Raw genomic sequence first — 19,935 nt, 5'->3', positions numbered from 1 at the left:
TCGCTCTGGTAACTCCTAACCTCTCTTTCTTCCTTCACTTTATATTTTGACTATACGAAACAAAGTTCTCGTTTTTCTTACTTGATCCTTACAAAATCCTTAAGTGTATAAGATTTGTAAAATATCACTTTCTACTTGACCTGAATTCCAAAAAACAAAGTGGCATTGCTGAATGGAGATACGAAGATATCCCAACCAAACTGTACCCTATACGTCTATTAAGTTAGTTATGGGGAAATTTACATGAAACAGAAGAAAAGTTAAAACAGAAAGGGAGGTATGCAATAAGAGATTTTTTATAAACACTTGAGCGAACGGTGCAGATTATACATTCAATCTTTAGCTATCCTTTTAAAAGGATAGCTTTTTTCTTGGACGAATAAATATTCAAAAGAATGTCGCATCTTTCTGTTCATATTTCTGCTATAATATATAACGCTTTATAATATTTTAAATGTAAGGAGAACAACTCATGAAGCGAAAGAAGAGCCATTTAATGGTAATGGCACTTGTTACAACTTTATTATTAACAGCTTGTAATAATAAAGCGAATAAAAGTGACACAGAGGCAAAAAAACAAGTGTTAAATGTAACAGTATCAGAAGAAATTCCTTCTCTTGATACTGCGAAAACGATGGATGGTACATCAGCACACGTTATGCAAAACATATTTGAAGGCTTGTATGTATTAGATGATCAAGATCAGCCTATTCCAGCGGTAGCAAAATCGTTTAAAAGAAGTGAAGATGGTAAAAAATATACATTTGATTTGCGTAAAGATGCAAAATGGTCAAATGGAGACAGTGTGACAGCGAATGATTTTATGTTTGCATGGAAACGTGCAATTAGCCATGAAACAGCGTCTCAATATGCGTCCATGCTCTTTTACGTGAAAAACGCGAAAGAGATCAATAAGGGAACAATGCCTCTTGATGAACTTGGGGTTAAAGTTATAAATGATTATAAGTTAGAAGTAGAACTAGATCAGCCAATTCCTTACTTTTTACAGCTGTTAGCATTACCTATATATTTACCACAGCATGAATCGTTTTTGAAAGAACAAGGGAGCAATTATGGGCTTGAACCTAGTAATCTCATATATAACGGCCCATTTGTATTAGAGAAATGGAAGCATGAACAAGAATTTCAATTGAAGAAAAATGGTGCATATTGGGATGAAAAGAAAGTGAAGTTAGACGAAATAAATTTTCATATTGTAAAAGACACAATGACGGCTGTGAATTTATATGAAGCTGGTGATTTGGACCGAGTACCTATTAATTCACAATTTGTAGACAAGTATAAAGGGAATAAGGAATTACATATGTCAAGTGATCCTGGAATCGCTATGCTACGTTTTAATGAGAAGAATAATACGTTAGCAAATAAGAAAGTTCGTCAATCAATTTTACTCGCGTTAAATAAAGAGGATTTTGTTGCTCACTTTATTAATAACGGAGCAAAACCTGCAAGTGGACTTGTACCAGTTGGTCATATAAATGAAAAGACTGGCAAGGATTTCAGAAAAGAAAACGGAGATCTTTCTTCATATGATTTACAAACTGCGAAAAAAGTTTGGGAAGAAGCGAAAAAAGAACTTGGAGTAGAGCAAGTAAACCTCGAGTTTTTAACGTTTGAACAAGATAACGCAAAACGTATGGCAGAATATATAAAAGGTGATTTAGAAAAGAATTTACAAGGACTCACGATACAAATTAAACAACAGCCATTTAAACAAAAGTTACAGTTAGAACAAAGAGGTGATTACGATATAACTATGGCAAATTGGGGACCTGACTATAAAGACCCAATTAGTTATTTAGAACTATTTACGACGGGTAACCCGAATAATAAAATGAGTTACTCTAATCCTCGTTACGATGAATTAATAAAGAAAGCGAAAAATGAGCTAGTACTAGATTCGGAAAAACGATGGGAAGTGTTGCGAGAAGCTGAGCAAGTCTTATTAGAAGATGCAGCTGTTGCACCGCTTTATCATATTGGTTCAGCTTATGTACAAAAGGATTACGTAAAAGGAATTGAAAAGCATCAATTTGGTGGTGTTTATACTTATAAGAATGCTTATATCACTAATTAATAAATACAAAAAACCTTACTTTTTAAAAGTAAGGTTTTTTACGCATAAATTCTATTAAACTGATTTTAATAAAGCATAAAAATTTGTGTCATAGGGAATATCATCTTGATACATATAATTTTTTAGAACTCCTTCTTTTTCAAAGCCTAGTTTTAATAGCACTTTATTTGAAGCCTCATTTTCAAGAAATACAATTGCCCCAATACGTTTTAAATGAAGGGTGTGAAAACCATATGATATAACTTCAGAAACGGCCTCAGTAGCATATCCATTTCCCCAGCGTTCAGGGAAAAAGGCATAACTTATATTGGCTCGTTTATGCTCAGAAGACCAATCGTGAAAACCAATTGTTCCAATAAGTTCTTTCGTATCTTTTAATTCGATGCCCCATTTTATACCATTTCTTGCATTGTAACTCAATTTGAAATTAGTAAGGATTTGTTTTACTTGATCAACATCCTGTAATGGTTTTTGACCATAATAGCGCAGTACATCAGTATTAGAAAAGCATTTTAATATACCTGGTGCATCTTCTTCGGTAAGTTCTCGTAGAATGAGTCGATCGGTTTTCAATATAGGAAACATGCTTTCACTCCATTTCTTCTGAAACTAGAATGTGTTGTTATTATATAATTTAGTCTGAAAATAAAGATTATTCAAGGTGTAATGAAGTTATTGTCTTGAAATAGACCATAGAATTTATTTTGAAAAGGTGTTGGGATGTGAAGGGGGTCGAAAGTTTTTTTAAAGAGTTTGTAGAGTTAATACAAATAATGAATTGAAAAAGAGTATTCCAAGTTTAATTTGGAATACCCTTTTTCATTACCCTACAAAAGTTTGATACAACAAGAAAATATTTAAAACGATAACAAGTGCAGCGATGATCCATGCGATGAATGTTGTAATACGATGGTTAACGAGTGCACCCATTATTTTTTTATTACTTGTAAACATAATAAGTGGTACTAAAGCAAAAGCAATACCGAATGATAAGACAACTTGACTCATTACGAGAGCGTAAGTTGGATTCACGCCTAAAGCAATAATAACGAGAGGTGGAATCATTGTTATAAATCGGCGTAAATACAACGGAATATGCATGCGAATAAATCCTTGCATAATAATATCACCTGACATCGTACCGACAGAAGAGCTAGATAATCCGGCTGTTAAAAGTCCAATTCCAAATAAAGCAGCTGATGCAGGCCCAACTAAGTTACTGAATTGGTTGAAAGCAACATCAAGATCTTCGACATGCAAGCCGTTTTTAAAGAATAGTGCAGCAGCAACAATTAACATACTCGCATTAATTGCTCCAGCGATAACCATTGCAATAATAATATCAATGAATTCGAAACGAAAAATCTTTTTCTTTTGTTCATCATTTGTTCCGACTACGCGGCGCTGGGTTAAGGCGGAATGTAAATAAATTGCGTGCGGCATTACAGTTGCACCTAAAATTCCTGCTGCTAAAAGAATACTATCTACACCTTGGAATTTTGGAATGAAAAGTCCTGAAAGAAGAGGACTTAATTCCGGTTTTGCGTAAAAGACTTGTACACCAAAAGCAATAACAACGATAAAAATCATTCCTGTTATGATAGCCTCTAATGGACGGAAGCCTCTGCGCTGAAATTCAAGAATAATAAATGATCCAGCAGCTGTAATTAAAGCAGCCGGTAACATCGGAATCCCAAATAATAAATACAATCCGAGTGCGGCTCCAATAAATTCAGCTAAATCAGTCGCCATAATAACGAGTTCGCCTTGTATCCATAAACCAATGGATACAGGTTTCGGAAAGTTTTCTCGAGCAATTTCAGGAAGGTTTCTTCCTGTAGCGATTCCTAATTTAGCCGATAAAGTTTGAATTAATACAGCCATTAAATTAGAAGCGAGTATTACCCAAAGTAATAAATATCCATATTGTGATCCAGCGGCAATATTTGTCGCGAAATTGCCAGGGTCAATATAAGCAACTGATGCGATGAAAGCAGGACCTAAGAATGGTAATAGTCTTTTTAAGCCTTTCGTTTGTCCACTTAATGCTAAATGCGCTGATTGAACAGTTGTACTTTGAGAAGGGACTTGTTCATCTTTTGTTATATCTTTGTTCATAGTAGTTTTCCCCTTTAGAATCTTAACTTGATGAAATTATTGTATTTATTGTTACTTATTATTTCAATACATTTAAATATATTATGTGGCAATTTCATTTGAACATAAAAGTTTCCTTAATGCAAATTATATGACTGTGCGCAAAGAATGGTGTAATGATGCAAAAATATATTGGGAGTTTATGGTCGCTGAATAAAGGAGAAGATAATAAATTAGAGGGTTGTTTTTGAAATTTATGTGAACATACAGCCCATATTACAGCATATTAATTGATGGAAATGAAATTGTATGATATATAATATATTGGGATTGCAACATAACCGTAGTGTTTTGTTCTGTGATCTTGTTTTTATTTCTGTTAACTTATAGAAAAAATTGTAAATAGAAGAAAATAGGCTACGTACAATTTTGTATATATTTTCTTATTATATATGTTTTGATATGAACGTTAACTTATACATGATTTTAAAATTTAGATAGGTGGTAGAGATACATTGGCAACTACAAAACCATATAGAGTATTACTATATTACATGTACACAACAATTGAAAACCCAGAAGAATTCGCTGCAGAGCATTTAGAATTTTGTAATTCACTTGAGTTAAAAGGAAGAATCCTTGTAGCTAAAGAGGGAATTAACGGAACTTGTTCTGGTACTGTAGAGCAAACAGAGAAATACATGGAAGCAATGAACAATGATCCACGTTTTGACGGTATCGTATTTAAAATAGATGAAGAAGAAGGGCATGCATTCAAGAAAATGCACGTACGTCCTCGTCCAGAGTTAGTTACACTTCGTCTAGAAGATGACATTAACCCACACGAAATAACTGGGAAGTATTTAGAGCCAAAAGATTTTTATGAAGCAATGAAACAAGAAGATACAGTTATTATTGATGCACGTAATGATTATGAGTTTGATCTAGGTCACTTCAAAGGTGCGATTAAACCGGATATTGAATCATTCCGTGAATTACCAGACTGGATTAGAGAAAATAAAGAAACACTTGAAGGTAAAAAGATTTTAACTTACTGTACAGGCGGAATTCGCTGTGAGAAATTCTCTGGTTGGTTAGTTCGAGAAGGCTATGAAGATGTAAGTCAGCTTCACGGCGGAATTGTAACGTACGGAAAAGATCCAGAAGTACAAGGTGAGCTATGGGATGGTCAATGTTACGTGTTCGATGAGCGTATCTCTGTACCAGTAAACCAAAAAGAACATGTTATCGTTGGTAAAGACCACTTTACAGGTGAACCTTGTGAACGCTATGTAAACTGTGCAAATCCAGAATGTAACAAGAAAATTTTATGTTCTGAAGAAAACGAAGCGAAATACTTACGCGCATGTTCTCATGAGTGTCGTGTAAGCCCACGTAACCGCTATGTAATACAACATGAATTAACTGAAGAGCAAGTAGCTGCTGCATTAGAGAAGATCGAAGCAGGGAAGTAAGTGGAATTCGTGTAATAAAAAAAGGTACTTCAAACTTTATGTTGGAGTACCCTTTTTATATTGTCCGGTTCAGCCTTTTGTCGGTTTCTGTCGGTAAGTCGATATATCCGAAAAATCGCTGATAAAAATTTCATTTACTGTAGCGTACCACGTATTTCAATGTAAAAACAATCTTCTTTACTTCGAACCATCTTTCTCTCTCACAGCAGACAGCACAGTTTGTTTTACCCATGCTTTTCTTCTTCGATGCTGTACACCCCATTGATATAACCCTTGCGCACCTAAAATAAGTGAAATGACTATACCGCTAATTGCTATTAAAAGCGCGAAAAATTCAAGGGGCGAAGATATTTTGTTTGAATCGGTGTTTCTTAAAAGATCAATCATAGTAAAGCCTAACATTTGGCCTACTACAGAGTAGAGGGTTAAAATTAATAATAAAAGGCTATCTTTTTTTGAAGCGACGTTTTCTTGATATTTAAATAAACTATCAAGGTTTTGTTTCGCGTTTGCATATAAAATCTCAATATTAAATAGCTTTCTTAAGCGGAAGAAAATATCTTCACTTTGTGATTGAGATACTAACTCTAACGAAAAATAATTAGCTGTAAACGAATTAATCGAATAAATTAATTTCTCTATTTCATTTGTATCTTGTTCAATATTTAGTTCAGCATAAGCGTTTGCCATTTTTAATAAAACGATTTTATGAAATAAATTTAATAATAAAGCGTAATAAAATTCCCCGTACATTTGACTCGCAAGTTTAGTAAATTCACTTTCTCCCTCATTTGTTACACATGTGAATATATGTTCTTCCATTATGAAATAGCGATTTGGAGCCCATCTCTGGTAAGCGTGTTGTTTTAAATAATTATGAATATAAGGAAGGTTATTTGCACTTACATAAGCTTTGCCATCACTTGTTAATCCGGAAAGACTAGAAGTGCGATAAACATCGACTTCATTTAGTTCTATATCTGCTTTTATAGATAATAAAGTTTGAACGTACATTCTTTGGTCTTCAAAGAAAGGAAAGGTTTGAAAGTAAGAGCTTCTTAATCTCTTCTTCTCAAAGAAATCTGTTACGCCATGAAATAAATAACCAAAAATGAATCTTTCCACTTGGGAATACTTTTTTCCATTACATTCAATACAAATCGTTTCGTTTGTATCATTTCTAGTTTCAAGTACACGGAAGTGGGCAGCGAATTCAATCGCTTCTGATAATGTCATGTTTGGAGCGGTTTCTACTTCTGTCCGAATGGTTAAGAAGCCAAGCTCATAAGGGCAAAGTGTTACATCAATAGAATGAATCTTGAATGGAACGGAAATAAGATTTGTTGTTAAATGTCCAGTTAAGTTAAGGTCTTTAGAATAGCGTTGCAACCCTTTTTGATGCTCGGAATGAGGAAAGAGAATTTTATTTGTAAAGGAAAGATAGTATGCTTCCATATTTTGATGTGAAACTTGAAACTTTCCGTAGTATGTATTTTCATTTTCAAGATGGTCGAGTCGAAAAGGGCGAAAATCATTTTTCTGTAAGAAAGGGAACATATTTTGTTCATACCCAGTTTTAAAAGAAAACGGGAATATAAATTGAAATATAGCTGTTGTTACATCTTTTTCTTCGATTGTTTGTATTGCCTCCATTTACATTGTTTCCTTTCCATATATGCTATAAAAACAACATGCCCAAATTTATTTGAAAATAACCACTGTTTTATACTCGAGTAAGAATGAAAATTCAGCTTATTTAGTAGGGGACATGTATAATGTTATGTATACTAAAAGTTATAAATTTGTATTTTGAAAAGGGGGATGTTGTATGCGGATTTTAGTATTAGGAGCTGGTGGCGTCGGAGGCTTTTTTGGTGGCCGATTAGTTGAAAAGGGAGAAGATGTTACGTTTCTTGTTCGTAGTAAACGGAAAAAACAATTAGAGGAAAGAGGACTTGTAATCCGAAGTGTTAATGGGGATTTTTCCTTCCAACCGAAATTAATAACGAAAGAAGATAGAACTTCTCCATTTGATGTTATTTTATTTTCAACAAAAGCGTATCACTTAAACGAGGCAATTCAAGATTTGAAGCCATTTGTAGGTGAAAATACTGTAATCATTCCATTGTTAAATGGTATCGCTCATTTATCATTATTACAAAAGGAATTCGGTGAGGAAAAAGTAATTGGCGGTTTATGCTTTATCGAGACGACGTTAAACGATCAAGGAGAAATTGAACAAACTAGCGCTGCCAACAGACTTGTGTTTGGAGAAATTAAGTCTCAAGATTCAGAGAGAATAAAGCATATTTCTAAAGCATTTGCAGGTACGAAATCTAGTTTTGTTTTAAGTGAAAATATTACGCAAGATATGTGGCATAAATATTTATTTATTACTGTAATGTCAGGTGTGACAACATTAATGCGTGCACCAATAGGACCGATCCGTGAAAGTGAAGGTGGACACGATTTTATCCAAAACTTATTTGAAGAATGTGTGCAAATTATGAGATATATTGGGGCACCAGTTAAGGATGATATTACCGAGGAACATATGAAAACGATTGATAAAATTTCATATGATATGAAGTCATCGATGCAGCGGGATATGGAAAAAGGTTCGTCTGTTGAAGGGAAGCACTTACAAGGATATTTACTAGATGTAGCAGAACAATTTTCTATAGAAGCACCATTATTAGGAGCAGTATATCAAAATTTGAAAGTGTATGAAGAAATGAGCTTTAACAGATCAGCAATAGAATTGGATGTATGAAAAAATAAAAAAGAAAGCAATATATAAGTGTATTGCTTTCTTTTTTGTGACAAATTATTTATTTCTTTTCGTTCTATCTGTCAAATTTATTTCCTGTTCACGTTTACTATACAATTGATTAATTTCATTTGCTAATGCATCTAAATAGGAATCGGAAAAAATGGGCTTTTTTTCTTTAGACATATGGGTCTCCTTTATCGATTTTTTAGTATTCATTATGTATATTTATCGGCGGATTATGCGCAATCATTTTAATTTTTTCTTTTTAAAAATTTTTGTTTACATTTTGAAAATAAAGGAGTATTATAATCCACAGTTTCAATTTTCTAAATCGCTGAAACCGCATGGTACGGGGGACCCGTTCTTATGGATTAGTTCTTAATCCAATGGGGTGAATCCTTGAAAAAGGTAGGGCTACTCATAGGTCCGAATCCGACAGCTAACCTCGTAAGCGTTATATTGAGAAGGAAGGTGGAGCTTGTGCGACAAAAAAGATAATGTCTACAAGTCTATTTCGCTATGGCTTGTAGACATTTTTTGTTTTCTGAAGAAATAGTTTGCTGGCTATAACAAGCAGAATCGTTCGTACAAAATTATTGGAGAGTGGACAGCTGTGGTTTCATCTATTAAAAGGTTTTTAATTGGAAGGCCGTTAAAATCAACTGAGTTAGGAGAGCAAAAGCTTAATAAAACGAAGGCGCTAGCCATTCTATCTTCTGACGCATTGTCATCAGTTGCATATGGTCCAGAGCAAATATTAATTGCATTAGCAGGTCTTGGAGCAGTAGCTTATTGGTATTCAATTCCGATAGCTGTTGGGGTATTAGTATTATTGACAGCCCTTATTTTATCTTATCGCCAAATTATTTTTGCTTATCCGCATGGCGGGGGCGCATATGTTGTATCAAAAGAAAATTTAGGGATGAATCCAGGCTTAATTGCTGGAGGATCTTTATTAGTCGATTATATTTTAACAGTTGCAGTAAGTGTGTCTGCAGGTACAGATGCGCTCACATCTGCTTTTCCTAGTTTACATGCACATAATGTAATCATTGCGATTATATTTGTTATATTTATTACCATCTTAAATTTAAGAGGCGTAACGGAATCAGCTTCCGTTTTAGCATATCCGGTTTATTTATTCGTTTTAGCACTATTTATATTAATTGGTGTAGGGATATACAATATTTTAACGGGTCACGTGTCACCGACTTTACACACGCCGATTGGAACACCAGTTGCAGGAATTAGTTTGTTCTTACTGTTACGAGCATTTGCATCGGGTAGTTCGGCTTTAACAGGAGTTGAGGCGATCTCTAACGCAATTCCAAACTTTAAAGATCCTGCACCTAACAATGCAGCGAAAACATTGCTGGCAATGGGAGCATTACTTGCAGTGTTATTTTCAGGGATTGTTTTCTTAGCTTATTATTACGGAATTTCTCCAAGTAAAGAAGTAACAGTTGTTTCACAAATTGCTGAACAAACATTTGGACGTAATTTCATGTACTATTTCATACAAGGTACAACAGCTTTAATATTAATCCTTGCTGCTAACACAGGATATTCTGCATTTCCGTTATTAGCAGTAAACCTTGCAAAAGACAAATTTATACCGAGAATGTTTACGATTAGAGGAGATCGCCTAGGTTACTCAAACGGAATTATTATACTTGGAATCGCATCGATTATTTTAATTGTAGCTTTCCAAGGGCAAACAGAGCATTTAATTCCGTTATACGCAGTCGGTGTATTTATTCCATTTACCCTTTCTCAAACGGGTATGGTATTAAAATGGCTTCGTGAAAAACCTGAAGGATGGGCTTTGAGATTAACGGTTAATTTAATTGGAGCAGTTATTAGTTTTATCGTAATGAGTATGTTCTTTTTAACTAAATTCGCACAAGTTTGGTCAATCCTTATTTTCTTACCTGTCATTATCTTCTTGTTCCACCGAATTAAGAAGCATTATGATGCAGTAGGAGACCAACTAAGTTTAAAAACTTGTGAACGGATTGTTCCGATTGAAGGAAATGTAATTGTCGTTCCTGTAGCTGGTATGACACATGTAGTAGAAAATTCATTGAACTATGCGAAGTCTCTTTCTGCAGATCAAGTAATCGCGGTATATGTTGCTTTTGATAGAGAAGAGGAAAAGAAATTTGAAGAGAAATGGAAGAAGTGGCAACCTGAAGTAAGACTTGTTACATTACATTCTCATTATAGAAGTATTATTCAGCCGCTAACTAAGTTTATTGATACAGTACAATATAAAGCGAGCGAATCAAATTATCGAGTTACTGTCGTTATACCACAGTTCATTCCGAAAAAAGGTTGGCATAACATTCTTCATAATCAATCTAGTTTACTCATTCGTGCGTATTTACTCTATAAGCGAAATGTTGTTATTACGACAGTTCCATATCATTTGAAAAAGTAAGAAGGTTTTTAGGGATAGCTTCAAGAAATTGAAGCTATCCTTTTTGTGTATACACTATGCATAATTGCATACGAGTTAAAAAAATATATCAATATAATTTTTATATCTATGAGTAAGTAGAGGTTTTTCTTGTGATATATGGATATTTCAATTGAAAAAGTGAAGCGGATTATATTTTGAAATAAAGACATGAAAGCTTGAAAATAAAGGGGATGAAAATACTTCTTTACGTTATATAAATAGCTGTGTTTAAATGACCTTACAGTACAAAACTTACATGAAAACAAAACGAAATTTCATACGTCTGTACAAAAAATATTTTGAAATGAATAATATTTATTTGTAATAAATTCATTGTATGAATGTGGAATTTGTAGTGAAAGAGAAATTTTATACAATATTATTCATACTAACCACATATGAAAAGTTATGAAACGTTTTATCACAATATGTAAGTACTGTAGCAATAAAAGTTGGGAGAGATGGTTCGTACGTGAATCACGGTGAGAGAGTTCTCTATTTTAACCATCTCAAACTATGTGCAAGAAAATAGAATAATAAAATGCGATAGTAATAGTTGCTAATACATAGGAGGAGTTAAAGTGAAAAAGACTTTAATTACAGGGTTATTGGTTACAGCGGTATCTACGAATTGTTTTATTCCTGTAAGCGCTTACGCTGAGGAGGGGCAAACAGAAGTGAAAACAGTATATGCACAAAATGTAATTGCTCCAAATACATTATCTAATTCAATTAGAATGTTAGGATCACAGTCACCACTTATACAAGCATACGGATTAGTTATTTTACAACAGCCAGATATTAAGGTAAACGCGATGAGTAGTTTGACGAATCATCAAAAGTTTGCAAAGGCAAATGTAAGAGAGTGGATTGATGAATATAATCCGAAGTTAATTGACTTAAATCAAGAGATGATGAGATATAGTACTAGATTTAATAGTTATTATAGTAAGCTCTATGAACTAGCAGGAAACATAAATGAAGATGAACAGGCAAAAGCAGATTTTACAGGCGCATATGGAAAATTACAATTGCAAGTACAAAGCATCCAAGAGAGTATGGAGCAAGATTTATTAGAGTTAAATCGATTTAAAACGGTATTAGACAAAGATAGTAGCAACTTATCAATTAAAGCTGATGAAACAATAAAAACACTACAAGGATCAAGTGGAGATATTGTGAAATTAAGAGAAGATATTAAAAGAATTCAAGGGGAAATTCAAGCTGAATTAACGACTATTTTGAATAGACCTCAAGAAATCATTAAAGGTTCCATTAATATCGGTAAACAAGTATTTACAATTACAAATCAAACTGCGCAGACGAAAACAATTGATTTTGTTTCTATCGGTACTTTAAGTAATGAAATTGTAAATGCTGAAGATAGCCAAACGAGAGAAGCAGCTCTTCGCATTCAGCAAAAGCAAAAAGAGCTACTACCACTTATTCAAAAGTTATCACAAACTGAAGCTGAGGCGACACAAATTACATTCGTTGAAGATCAAGTGAATAGCTTTACAGAACTAATCGATCGTCAAATTACAACATTAGAAACGTTATTAACGGATTGGAAAGTTTTAAACAATAATATGATCCAAATTCAAAAGAATGTTGAAGAAGGCACATATACAGACAGTAGTTTACTTCAAAAACATTTCAATCAAATTAAAAAAGTAACTGATGAAATGAATAAACAAACAAATCAATTTGAAGATTACGTTACAAACGTTGAAGTACATTAAACAGAAAAATAATTAGCGATATAGGGAGAGAAGAAAAATGACAAAAAAACCTTATAAAGTAATGGCTCTATCAGCACTTATGGCAGTATTTGCAGCAGGAAACATTATGCCAGCCCATACGTATGCAGCTGAAAGTACAGTGAAACAAGCTCCAGTTCATGCGGTAGCAAAAGCTTATAATGACTATGAAGAATACTCATTAGGACCAGAAGGCCTAAAAGATGCAATGGAAAGAACAGGTTCAAACGCTTTAGTAATGGATCTGTACGCTTTAACAATTATTAAACAAGGTAATGTTAACTTTGGAAATGTATCGACTGTCGATGCAGCTTTGAAAGGTAAAGTGATTCAGCATCAAGATACAGCTAGAGGAAATGCGAAGCAATGGTTAGATGTATTGAAACCACAGCTTATTTCAACAAATCAAAATATTATTAACTACAATACGAAGTTCCAAAACTATTATGATACGTTAGTTGCTGCGGTAGATGCAAAAGATAAAGCGACTCTTACGAAAGGGTTAACTAGATTATCAAGTAGTATTAATGAAAATAAAGCACAAGTAGACCAATTAGTAGAAGACTTGAAGAAATTCCGAAATAAAATGACGTCGGATACGCAAAACTTCAAGGGTGATGCAAATCAAATTACATCTATTTTAGCTAGTCAAGATGCAGGGATCCCGCTTCTGCAAAATCAAATTACAACGTACAATGAAGCAATTAGTAAATATAATGCAATTATTATCGGTTCATCAGTTGCGACAGCTCTAGGGCCAATTGCAATTATCGGCGGTGCTGTTGTAATTGCGACAGGTGCAGGAACACCGCTAGGAGTCGCATTAATTGCAGGCGGAGCAGCAGCAGTAGGCGGTGGTACGGCTGGAATCGTATTAGCGAAGAAAGAGCTTGATAATGCACAAGCTGAAATTCAAAAAATCACTGGACAAATTACAACTGCTCAATTAGAGGTAGCGGGATTAACAAACATTAAGACACAAACTGAGTATTTAACAAATACAATTGATACTGCAATTACAGCGTTGCAAAACATTTCAAACCAATGGTATACAATGGGATCAAAATACAATTCCTTACTTCAAAATGTAGATGCAATTAGTCCAAACGATCTTGTTTTCATTAAAGAAGATTTAAACATTGCAAAAGATAGCTGGAAAAACATTAAAGACTATGCAGAAAAGATTTATGCTGAAGATATTAAAGTAGTAGATACGAAAAAAGCATAATAACAATGAAACTGTTATAGCATTATGCATAGATAAAAGGTATTTAAATAATAGAGAGCTCCTGTTCAGTAGTGAGCAGGAGCTTTTTATATCCTTATAAAGAAAATAGGTGATAAGTATGCGCAATAATTTCTATAAAAAATGTCTTTTAACGCTAATGATTGCTGGGGTGGCAACGAGTAATGCGTTTCCGTTACATCCATTTGCAGCAGAACAAAATGTGAAGGTGTTACAAGAAAATGCCAAAAATTATTCTCTCGGACCAGCAGGATTCCAAGATGTAATGGCGCAAACGACATCGAGCATATTCGCAATGGATTCATATGCAAAATTAATTCAAAATCAACAAGAGACTGATTTGAGCAAAATAAGTTCGATTAATAGTGAGTTTAAAGGGAATATGATTCAGCATCAAAGAGATGCAAAAATTAATGCGGCATATTGGTTAAATTATATGAAGCCTCAAATTATGAAAACGGATCAAAATATTATTGATTACAATAATACTTTTCAAGCGTATTATAATGACATGTTAATAGCGATTGATCAAAAGGATAGTGTAAAGTTAAAAGCGGATTTAGAAAAATTGTATGCGGATATTGTAAAGAATCAAAATGAAGTAGATGTATTATTAGGGGATTTGAAAGCTTTTCGCGATAGAATGGCGAAAGACACAAATAGCTTTAAAGAGGATACAAATCAATTAACAGCGATTTTAGCAAGTACGAATGCGGGCATTCCGGCTCTAGAGCAACAAATCAATACATATAATGATTCGATCAAAAAGAGTAATGATATGGTCATTGCTGGTGGTGTACTTTGCGTAGCATTAATAACATGTCTTGCTGGCGGACCGATGATTGCGATTGCGAAAAAAGATATTGCAAATGCAGAACGAGAAATCGCCAATTTAAAGGATAGAATTTCTGGAGCACAAGCAGAAGTCGCAATTTTGACAGATGTAAAAAATAAAACAACAAATATGACTGAAACGATTGATGCAGCAATCACAGCATTGCAAAATATATCAAATCAATGGTATACAGTAGGTGCAAAATATAATAATTTACTACAAAACGTAAAAGGAATTAGTCCGGAAGAATTTACGTTTATAAAAGAAGATTTACATACAGCGAAAGATAGCTGGAAAGACGTAAAAGATTATACAGAAAAATTGCATGAAGGCGTGGCGAAGTAAACAGTGGACTAGTTCTGCTGTTTATTTTTTTATCCTTTTTTTGTGAGATTTGAACTTATAATTTGATAAATAAATTTTCCATGTGTTTTATCAATGTGGCTTTTGGATAATGTTTAGCCAAATTGATACTAATAACCTAGATAAACTTATGATTAAGCTTTTAATATTTAATGTTTTAATGAAAAAAGTTATACTGTAAGCAAAACTAAAAATTGGAAAGGAAATACTAGAACATGGAAAATTATTTATTATTTATCCTTACAGCAATGCTAATCATAATGATGCCTGGTCCCGGTTTTGCACTAGTTACAAAAAATACTATCTCACATGGTAAAAATGGTGGGATAAAGACCGTCTTAGGAACGGTATCTGGAATGATGATTCATACAATAATGGCTACGTTAGGACTCTCTGCCATCCTAATGAAATTTGCTATGTTATTTACATTTATAAAATATGCTGGGGCTTTTTATTTAATTTACTTAGCTGTAAAGTCAATTAAAAGTGCCTTTTCTAAAAAAGAGGACATGTCAGGTACAATGGAAATGAACTCTAAGGATATTGGAACGATTAAAAGCTTTAGACAAGGATTTACTACGGCAATTTTAAACCCAAAAACGGCTGTATTTTTCCTAAGTTTTTTACCTCAATTTATTGTGAGTAATCAAAGTCATTTCTTCCAATTTCTTTTGTTAGGACTCACCTTTACGACTTTGACCGCAATATGGTACTTGCTTTATATCTCGCTAATACGCCAATTAAGAACTTTTTTAAGAAAAGAACGAGTGAACCGTACAATGGAGGGTATTACGGGCGCAGTATTATTAGTATTTGGAGTTAGGTTGTTTTTCCAAAAATAAAGATGTATAAGAAAAGAGAAATAAATAATGGCGGTTATTTTTCTTTTTTTTTTTTCTAAAGCTACTATTTTATAATTGATTTTACATCTTCATACCAATTTTCTTATCTCAGGGTATTTGCTTTTCTTAGTTTGATTGTGATGTGGTGGGCCCCCATCGCCATCAAGTTAAGACTGCATTACGAATTTTTCAGGAGAGTTTTTTTACTTTTTATAGGGGATCAATGTAGATTATTTAAAAACTCTCATACGAAATAAACCCTAATGGGTTTTGTCTTTTTTCAATTAGGCAGCTAGATCTTCAGATATGGCACAATTATAAATGACACCTAATATATCAAAGACTGTTTTTTTCTCGTATCGATGAGATTTTCGTCCGTTGCGCTGTAGGAGGTTAAACAGACGAAGGAGAATCTTTGATAATTCTTGGGTGTCTTTTTGTATGGATCGAAACAGAAGAGAAAAATAATCTTTAATCATATATATAGCTTTATATTCACTTAGCTCTTGTTTCCTCTTCATAAGAAGTAGCTTCCGCATTAGAAACATAATAGAGGAACAGAGTAGGATGGCAATCAATTGCCCATACAAATGGCATTCCAATCGTTCTCGTTTTATCTTTTTACAATGATGGATGTGAAAGAATGATTTCCACGTTTTAAATAAAATTTCGATTTGCCAGCGTAAAGAATACCAATCATGTACTTGTCCCTTGGGGACAATATCTGTAGGGGTGTTTGTCATATATACATTGATACCACTGAGTCGTTTACTACGAGGAGAATACTTTATTCCTTTCTTTTTTTCTCTTACAGTTTGATCTTGTAATCGTTTTCGTTGCTGTTCTTTTGTTAATCGATGAACAATTACACGAGCTGATACTTTATCGATCATTCCTACATAAGCATCAGCTATTTCATATGTTTGTCCTGGCTGAAGAGAGTTCATTAAGACCTCCATATCTATCTGTATATACTCCGTGCCTTTCTTGATTCTTCCGTCTTGAAAATAATCAGGGTTAGGATTTTTTTGATAAATACGTGTATTTGACTTGATACGCGAGATATATTAAGCCCTTTTATCTTGTATATGTTGAAGATCTTTTAAATGAAAATAACCTAAATCTCGGATGCATAAATCATTTGCTGTTACAGTCGGGACACACAAAGAACCGTAGGTTCGATCATGTTGTTTACCTGGACCTGTATGAATATGTAGGAACTGTCCGCTTAACAGATCATACTCAAGTTGAATTTTCATCCCAACTGTATGACTGCACCCTCCTGCACCTGGATAAACGAATGAAAAGATATCTGGAAGTTGAAATGCGGTGGAATCCAGAATCCGAATACGCTTGAAAACAGAACTGTATGGAGAAGAAATCGGTATAAATGAGGCTAATTTTTGCTTTAGAAGTTTTGCTAATATGTGTTGTAAAAATTGGACGGCTGCTTTATTAAATCGTTGATTTAGCCCCTCAGGACTAATGAGAACTTCCGTTGATGCTTCTAAACAGCTAGATAGCTGAGTTAAAGAAGTCGTAGCGACATTTTGACTCATCCATACACATAAAGCAACTAAATCTTTTGCTTGGTACTTACTTGTTCGTTGTACAAAGCCAACATCTCTAGCAAGATTTCCTAAGATATTAGGGGATAAAAAGCTTTGAACTTCTTGAGCAAATAGTTGTAATTCATCAGATACAGAAATAGACATACAAAAACTCCATCCTTTCTATATATTTCTATGAAAAGAATAGCTTATTTTCATTGTTTTTGTGATTAATTTCTTTAATTTTAAGAAAATTTATTCATAATCCTAAAATATGGTTGACAATTAAGGATTACATTTGTAATATCGCTTTATAGATCACAAATGTAATCCAAGGGAGGAATTCTACATAATGAAAGAATTACCTAAAATCTCTGACGCTGAGTTGGAAATCATGAAAGTTCTTTGGTCAAAATCTCCTCAAACAGCAAATGAAATGATCGAGTCTCTTCAGATAACAACGGATTGGAAACCTAAAACAATTCGAACGCTTATTAATCGATTAGTACAAAAAGAAGCTGTTTCTTACCATCAAGACAAAGGTCGTATGTATTCGTATTATCCTTTAGTGTCGCAAGATAGTTATCTACAAGTAGAAACAAAATCTCTACTCAAGCGCTTCTACGGTGCGGCATTTAAACCTTTATTTGTGAATTTTTTAAAAGAAGAAAAGCTATCTCCAGAAGATATCAACGAACTTAAACGTATTCTGGACGAGAAGACTGAGGGGAATCAAAGGAAGGATAGATAATAATGATAGATATCTTTGCAAACGTCTATTTACCTAGCTTTTTTGATTGGTTGATAGAAACCTCAATTATGGCCAGTATAGTAGTTGGTTTAATCCTATGTGTCAAAATCTTACTTAGGAGTAAGTTAACCCCACGATGGCAGTATATGTTATGGATGATATTAATTATAAGACTTTTATTACCATGGTCACCAGATAGTTCTTACAGCATCTATTCTCTCCTTTCTGACAACAATGGAACTGCTGTTACCTTTCACCAAGATCCTGTAGCTGTTTCTTCTGCAAAAGAAAGTATGCAAGAAAAAACATATATAGGCGACACCATAAAAGAGAATACCTACACACCTAGTTCAACACAACAAGACGAAGAAAGTAAGAAACAAACATACAGTAATCAAAATCAAAATGATGATACATTTTCATTTTATACAACCGTTTTATATATTTGGCTTGCCGGGGTTATCATTCTAACTTTTGCAACTGTCATTATGAATTGGCTTATGCATGGCTTACTCATTTTAAATTGGTTTAATCCGATTCTTTGGTACGCCTACTCATGCATGCGGGAAGATCAAGAATTGGCATGCGATGCACTTGCTCTTACATTTATAGATTCAGAGGAACAAATTGCATATGGTCATACCATTATTAGTCTTTTAGAACACTACTCAAGTTATTATCAAGTACCAAGCCTAGCGAATTTAAGTAGAAATAAAAGAACGTTGAAAAGGAGAATTCTTATGATTAAAAAATTCCAAAAGAAATCGTATCGTTGGTCTGCACTCGGAGTTGTGGCGGTCATTGCTGTTTCATCTCTATCCTTACTAAATGCACAGGCAGAAGAACCGAAAGGAAATTCAAAAGAAAATATACCAACTGTTAATGCGAAAGATACGGCATCAGAATCCATTTCTATAATTATAGAAAAATTGGTGGGTACGCCAGACAAGGCAATGGAAGACTGGGGAATGTCAAAAGAAAGGTATGAAACAATGACTGAGGAACTCTCTGCAGCTAAAAAATATTTGACGAAAGAAGAATTTAAACAGCTCGTAGAATTGAGACAGGATGACCTTTCTATTCAGAAAAAGGCAATGGTTCAAGTAGGAGATAGAAAGCGGTACAAACGCGAACTTTTAAGTCAAGAAGACGATCAAAAATTAACAGAAAATTCGAATAAGTAAAATCCTCTTTGGGAAAAATCAGGAAACATTTTACATTTACTGTGAAGGAAGCACAAAAATTAGTTGATTTTCCAATTAAAAAACCAACTTATGTAGCGAAAGGCTATGAACTAAAGAAGGAAGAAGTTGAAACAGAAATTACAACGAAAAAGCTGAATCCTATTATTCAATCAGAATATAGAGCCGAGGAGTTTGGCTATACAATTTATCAATCCGCCATTTTAGAAAAAGGAAAAAATCCTGGAATTATAGAACCAGGAGAAGATCCATTTTATGAGGGGATTAATGACAATGACAAGATAGAAAATTATGAATTGGAGGGTGCGCAATTCACCTTTGCTAAGATGACTGGAAGTAATGGAAAGCGCATGAAAATGATTATTCCTGCAAAAGGAAAGGACAATGCCTATCAAGTTGTAATTATCGATGATGTTTTAGATAAAGCTGAATTAGAAAAGATTATGCTTTCCATGCTGAATTAAAAAATAGAGTTCTTAAGA

At 33.7% G+C, this 19,935-nt stretch carries 13 protein-coding genes, 2 pseudogenes and 1 riboswitch; of the genes and pseudogenes, 10 read left to right on the top strand and 5 right to left on the bottom strand.

Features of this window, described 5'->3' with window-relative positions; all coding sequences use genetic code 11:
- Nucleotides 1-472 precede the first annotated feature (472 nt).
- The gene (locus DN410_RS12185; protein ID WP_149176708.1) at nt 473-2,098 is read left to right on the top strand and encodes a peptide ABC transporter substrate-binding protein; all 1,626 of its coding nucleotides are present in this window, start codon (nt 473-475) and stop codon (nt 2,096-2,098) included.
- 54 nt (nt 2,099-2,152) lie between these two features.
- Here the strand turns inward: DN410_RS12185 and DN410_RS12180 are convergent, their stop codons facing one another.
- Both DN410_RS12180 and DN410_RS12175 read right to left on the bottom strand, forming a co-directional pair.
- On the bottom strand, nt 2,153-2,683 hold the full coding sequence (locus DN410_RS12180; protein WP_149176707.1) for a GNAT family N-acetyltransferase: 531 nt from the start codon (nt 2,681-2,683) through the stop codon (nt 2,153-2,155).
- A 237-nt stretch (nt 2,684-2,920) separates the two neighbouring features.
- Nucleotides 2,921-4,216: an Nramp family divalent metal transporter gene (locus DN410_RS12175; protein ID WP_149176706.1), complete on the bottom strand. Its 1,296-nt coding sequence runs from the start codon at nt 4,214-4,216 to the stop codon at nt 2,921-2,923.
- A 494-nt stretch (nt 4,217-4,710) separates the two neighbouring features.
- Between DN410_RS12175 and trhO the strand changes: the two genes are divergently transcribed.
- A complete protein-coding gene (gene trhO, locus DN410_RS12170) occupies nt 4,711-5,670 on the top strand; it encodes an oxygen-dependent tRNA uridine(34) hydroxylase TrhO (RefSeq protein WP_149176705.1) in 960 nt (319 codons plus the stop codon).
- A gap of 177 nt (nt 5,671-5,847) precedes the next feature.
- Here trhO and DN410_RS12165 read toward each other — a convergent pair whose 3' ends face one another.
- Nucleotides 5,848-7,323, bottom strand: a complete 1,476-nt coding sequence (locus DN410_RS12165) for a hypothetical protein (protein WP_149176704.1) — start codon at nt 7,321-7,323, stop codon at nt 5,848-5,850.
- Nucleotides 7,324-7,498: 175 nt separating this feature from the next.
- On the opposite strand from DN410_RS12165, the gene panE reads away from it, so the two are divergent.
- On the top strand, nt 7,499-8,443 hold the full coding sequence (gene panE, locus DN410_RS12160) for a 2-dehydropantoate 2-reductase (protein ID WP_149176703.1): 945 nt from the start codon (nt 7,499-7,501) through the stop codon (nt 8,441-8,443).
- A gap of 54 nt (nt 8,444-8,497) precedes the next feature.
- Here panE and DN410_RS28475 read toward each other — a convergent pair whose 3' ends face one another.
- Complete coding sequence (locus tag DN410_RS28475) at nt 8,498-8,626, bottom strand: hypothetical protein (RefSeq protein ID WP_255446740.1); 129 nt, start codon at nt 8,624-8,626, stop codon at nt 8,498-8,500.
- Nucleotides 8,627-8,765: 139 nt separating this feature from the next.
- Nucleotides 8,766-8,912: riboswitch (cyclic di-AMP (ydaO/yuaA leader) on the top strand.
- A gap of 144 nt (nt 8,913-9,056) precedes the next feature.
- Between DN410_RS28475 and DN410_RS12155 the strand changes: the two genes are divergently transcribed.
- From DN410_RS12155 to DN410_RS12135, 5 genes are all read left to right on the top strand, one after another.
- Nucleotides 9,057-10,883, top strand: coding sequence for an APC family permease (locus tag DN410_RS12155; RefSeq protein ID WP_149176702.1), 1,827 nt, complete (start codon nt 9,057-9,059; stop codon nt 10,881-10,883).
- Between the two features lie 602 nt (nt 10,884-11,485).
- Complete coding sequence (gene nheA / locus DN410_RS12150) at nt 11,486-12,646, top strand: non-hemolytic enterotoxin NHE subunit A (RefSeq protein WP_149176701.1); 1,161 nt, start codon at nt 11,486-11,488, stop codon at nt 12,644-12,646.
- A 37-nt stretch (nt 12,647-12,683) separates the two neighbouring features.
- A complete protein-coding gene (gene nheB / locus DN410_RS12145; RefSeq protein WP_149176700.1) occupies nt 12,684-13,892 on the top strand; it encodes a non-hemolytic enterotoxin NHE subunit B in 1,209 nt (402 codons plus the stop codon).
- A 118-nt stretch (nt 13,893-14,010) separates the two neighbouring features.
- Nucleotides 14,011-15,090, top strand: a complete 1,080-nt coding sequence (gene nheC / locus DN410_RS12140; protein ID WP_149176699.1) for a non-hemolytic enterotoxin NHE subunit C — start codon at nt 14,011-14,013, stop codon at nt 15,088-15,090.
- A 233-nt stretch (nt 15,091-15,323) separates the two neighbouring features.
- Entirely contained in the window at nt 15,324-15,950 is a 627-nt protein-coding gene (locus tag DN410_RS12135) for a LysE family translocator (RefSeq protein ID WP_149176698.1), read from the top strand.
- 284 nt (nt 15,951-16,234) lie between these two features.
- On the opposite strand, the pseudogene DN410_RS12130 reads toward DN410_RS12135, so the two are convergent.
- Nucleotides 16,235-17,665: pseudogene (locus tag DN410_RS12130) on the bottom strand (IS4 family transposase).
- 187 nt (nt 17,666-17,852) lie between these two features.
- Here DN410_RS12130 and DN410_RS12125 point away from each other — a divergent pair.
- Both DN410_RS12125 and DN410_RS12120 read left to right on the top strand, forming a co-directional pair.
- The gene (locus DN410_RS12125) at nt 17,853-18,251 is read left to right on the top strand and encodes a BlaI/MecI/CopY family transcriptional regulator (protein ID WP_149176697.1); all 399 of its coding nucleotides are present in this window, start codon (nt 17,853-17,855) and stop codon (nt 18,249-18,251) included.
- A 2-nt stretch (nt 18,252-18,253) separates the two neighbouring features.
- A pseudogene (locus DN410_RS12120) lies at nt 18,254-19,917 on the top strand (M56 family metallopeptidase).
- Nucleotides 19,918-19,935 lie beyond the last annotated feature (18 nt).

The sequence above is a fragment of the Bacillus sp. SH5-2 genome (assembly GCF_008368905.1).
Taxonomy (GTDB): domain Bacteria; phylum Bacillota; class Bacilli; order Bacillales; family Bacillaceae_G; genus Bacillus_A; species Bacillus_A luti.
This window is presented reverse-complemented; position numbering and strand designations above follow the sequence as displayed.

Bases quoted from the DNA above. Each gene is read 5' to 3' on its own strand.
- DN410_RS12185 (WP_149176708.1), top strand. From the start codon at position 473: ATGAAGCGAAAGAAGAGCCATTTAATGGTAATGGCACTTGTTACAACT.
- DN410_RS12180 (WP_149176707.1), bottom strand. From the start codon at position 2,683: ATGTTTCCTATATTGAAAACCGATCGACTCATTCTACGAGAACTTACC.
- DN410_RS12175 (WP_149176706.1), bottom strand. From the start codon at position 4,216: ATGAACAAAGATATAACAAAAGATGAACAAGTCCCTTCTCAAAGTACA.
- DN410_RS12165 (WP_149176704.1), bottom strand. From the start codon at position 7,323: ATGGAGGCAATACAAACAATCGAAGAAAAAGATGTAACAACAGCTATA.
- panE (WP_149176703.1), top strand. From the start codon at position 7,499: ATGCGGATTTTAGTATTAGGAGCTGGTGGCGTCGGAGGCTTTTTTGGT.
- DN410_RS28475 (WP_255446740.1), bottom strand. From the start codon at position 8,626: ATGTCTAAAGAAAAAAAGCCCATTTTTTCCGATTCCTATTTAGATGCA.
- nheB (WP_149176700.1), top strand. From the start codon at position 12,684: ATGACAAAAAAACCTTATAAAGTAATGGCTCTATCAGCACTTATGGCA.
- nheC (WP_149176699.1), top strand. From the start codon at position 14,011: ATGCGCAATAATTTCTATAAAAAATGTCTTTTAACGCTAATGATTGCT.
- DN410_RS12135 (WP_149176698.1), top strand. From the start codon at position 15,324: ATGGAAAATTATTTATTATTTATCCTTACAGCAATGCTAATCATAATG.
- DN410_RS12125 (WP_149176697.1), top strand. From the start codon at position 17,853: ATGAAAGAATTACCTAAAATCTCTGACGCTGAGTTGGAAATCATGAAA.